The following is a 2623-nucleotide window of genomic DNA, read 5'->3' as shown; positions in this document are numbered from 1 at the left end:
GGGGACATCCAGAGGGGTTTATATCTCTAGTGACAGCGGTGATGACTGGGGTAAAACAGATGACGGCCTGCCGGATGATTTCAGGGTCTTTGACATTAAGATAAAAAATCTGGATGATGAAAATGCCTTTGTATATGCTGCCGGATCAAAGGGTCTATTCATGGCCTATGATACAGATGATCCTGAGTGGGTCAACAGGGATTACGGCCTTCCGAAAACAAATATAACTGGGATAGTAATAAAAAATTAGGTCAGAGGTTATGGGTAGTGGTAAGAGTGATTCTGTAATGAATCATTTTTGAAGGTTCAAAATTCAAAGGTTCAAAGTTGAATAACTAAAAAAGTAAGTCAGAAAACAGGAAAAAAAGTAAAGGGCGAATAACAACCGGAACCTCTAGGTTTTTAAATCCAAGCATAAAATAGCAACTTGTAATATATCAAAAATAGACACTATATTACCCAAGATGCCAAAAATATCAAACTTTGAAGATTTGGAAATATGGCAGAATGCACGAGAACTTAGTAAGGTGGTTTATGAAATTACAAAAACCGAACCATTCAATAAAGACTATAGATTCAGAGACCAGACAAGAGCGTCAGCTGGGTCTGTAATGGATAATATAGCCGAAGGATTTGAAAGGGAAGGGAATAAGGAATTCCTTCAATTTTTAAGTATTGCAAAAGGGTCCTGTGGTGAGACTCGTTCCCAGTTATACCGCGCATTTGATTTCGGATATATCGGTAGTGATATTCTTGATAATTTGATAGAAAAGGCAAAACATCTCAGTAAACAAATATCCAACTTTATGTCCTACTTAAGAAAGAGTAGCTATAAGGGTTCAAAATTTAAATGACCCTATTTTGCTAACTTTAAATCGTTTAATTTTTAAACTTTGAATCTCGGTTCATTAAACCTTGAATTTTTAAATTTTTAAATTAGAAACAACTTTTACCCAGGTATAACCAATGCAAGAAACACCCGAAAAACCCAATCAAATACCCCCTGAAATATGTTACGAGGATGATGAGATAAACCTCATCGATCTTATATACCCGATTTATAACAGGCGAAAATTTCTGATCAAGTTCTGCCTCGTTATCACAATCCTGACAGGTATTTTAAGTTTTTTTTCAGAAAAGGTATATGAGGCAAACACAGTTATACTCCCTGAGGCGGAGGATGGTGGGGGCTCAGGGATTGAACTCAAGGCCGCCTTTCTTGAACAGTTTGGTGTTTCAGGGCTTGGTGGTTCACGTTCAACGCCATCTGCGGTATTTGAGGCGGTATTAAAAAGTAATGAACTGGCAATGGATGTACTCAGGCGATATGATTACTTTATGATAATGGGAATAGCCAATGAAGAGAGGCGCAAGATAACAAAATCGTTTGCCGAAGATGTCAGGGTGTCAAAATCAAAGGATAATCCCTCTATATCCCTGTCAATGCAGTCATCTGATCCGGTATTTGTTGCAGACATTGCCAATTCTTATGTCAGGGCGCTTGATGATTTTAACCTGGCAAATTCATACACCTCTGCCAGACGGCTAAGAGAATATATAGAAAACCGGTTAAGGGTGGCAGATGAAGAGCTTGACATTGCTCAGAAGGAGCTTCGCGAATTCCAGGAGAAAAACAGGGCCATATCAATAAGCAAACAGACAGAGGCAACGCTGGAGGTGCTTGCAGAGATGGAAAGCCAGAGGGTTGCCCTTGAGGTAGCAAAGGCCGCAAAAGAGAGATTCTACAAGGGGCCTCATATAGAGCTTGAACAGCTTGATGCCCAGATAAATGCAATAAATAAAAATATCACCAGGCTGACCAATTCCCAGGAGGTAAGTGTGCCAGTAGAACTTGATGATGGGAGGGTGGAATTTTATATACCCCTTACCAGGATACCTGCCCTTAATTATGATGAGAGTAAGCTCCTTCTCAAGGTAAAGGCCAAGACAGGTGTAATCACCATGCTTACCACCCAGCTTGAGCAGGCAAAGCTCGATGAGGCAAAGGATATGCCTACTTTAAATACGCTGGAGATCGCCGAACCCCCACAGAAAGCAATAAAGCCAAAGGTAAAACTTAATGTAATCCTGGGGTTTGTAGTGAGTCTGTTCCTTAGCATATTTATTATCTTCTTTATAGAGTTTACCCAAAGGCTGGATAATGACCCTGAATCAGCGCCAAAATGGAAAGAGATAAAACAGGGGTTAATGCGGTTTGTTCCATTTAAAAGGGGATATTGATAACCAGTTAACCAGTTAACGAATCAACCTATAACCCATAACCCAATTACCCAATAACCAACCTTTCGTGCTTTTCGCGTAGTTCGCGGTTAAAAGGTTTTTAAGCAGTTACCCATAACCTATTAACCGGCTTTCATTTATATGATGGTATCGCTAAGTATATCCCTTTGACATATCCAGTGTATAGGATTATATTATAAAAAAAATAAAGGTGAAATATTATGACATCCATCCAAACAAAAATATTTAAGAGTAATCGTAGTCAGGCTGTCAGGATACCAAAAGAAATTGCCTATCCGGAATATGTGAGTGACATTGAAATTACAGCTATAGGTAACAAGCGTATAATACTGCCTGCCGGTCAGTCATGGGATGATTGGTT

4 protein-coding genes are annotated in these 2623 nt (G+C 39.3%); all 4 read left to right on the top strand.

Features of this window, described 5'->3' with window-relative positions:
- Positions 1 to 250: hypothetical protein (locus GX654_02405; GenBank protein ID NLD35699.1), on the top strand; the 250-nt coding region annotated here is incomplete at its 5' end.
- A 214-nt stretch (positions 251 to 464) separates the two neighbouring features.
- Positions 465 to 854: a four helix bundle protein gene (locus GX654_02400; GenBank protein ID NLD35698.1), complete on the top strand. Its 390-nt coding sequence runs from the start codon at positions 465 to 467 to the stop codon at positions 852 to 854.
- Between the two features lie 112 nt (positions 855 to 966).
- Positions 967 to 2241 carry a hypothetical protein gene (locus tag GX654_02395; GenBank protein NLD35697.1) on the top strand — a complete coding sequence of 425 codons (1275 nt, stop codon included), beginning with the start codon at positions 967 to 969 and terminating at the stop codon, positions 2239 to 2241.
- Positions 2242 to 2462: 221 nt separating this feature from the next.
- A partial coding sequence (locus tag GX654_02390) for an AbrB/MazE/SpoVT family DNA-binding domain-containing protein (protein NLD35696.1) occupies positions 2463 to 2623 on the top strand: 161 nt, incomplete at its 3' end.

This window comes from Desulfatiglans sp. (genome assembly GCA_012513605.1).
Taxonomy (GTDB): Bacteria; Desulfobacterota; DSM-4660; order Desulfatiglandales; family HGW-15; genus JAAZBV01.
Note: the sequence above shows the minus strand (reverse complement) of the source record. Positions and strands in the feature narration are given on the sequence as shown.

Bases quoted from the DNA above. Each gene is read 5' to 3' on its own strand.
- GX654_02400 (NLD35698.1), top strand. From the start codon at position 465: ATGCCAAAAATATCAAACTTTGAAGATTTGGAAATATGGCAGAATGCA.
- GX654_02395 (NLD35697.1), top strand. From the start codon at position 967: ATGCAAGAAACACCCGAAAAACCCAATCAAATACCCCCTGAAATATGT.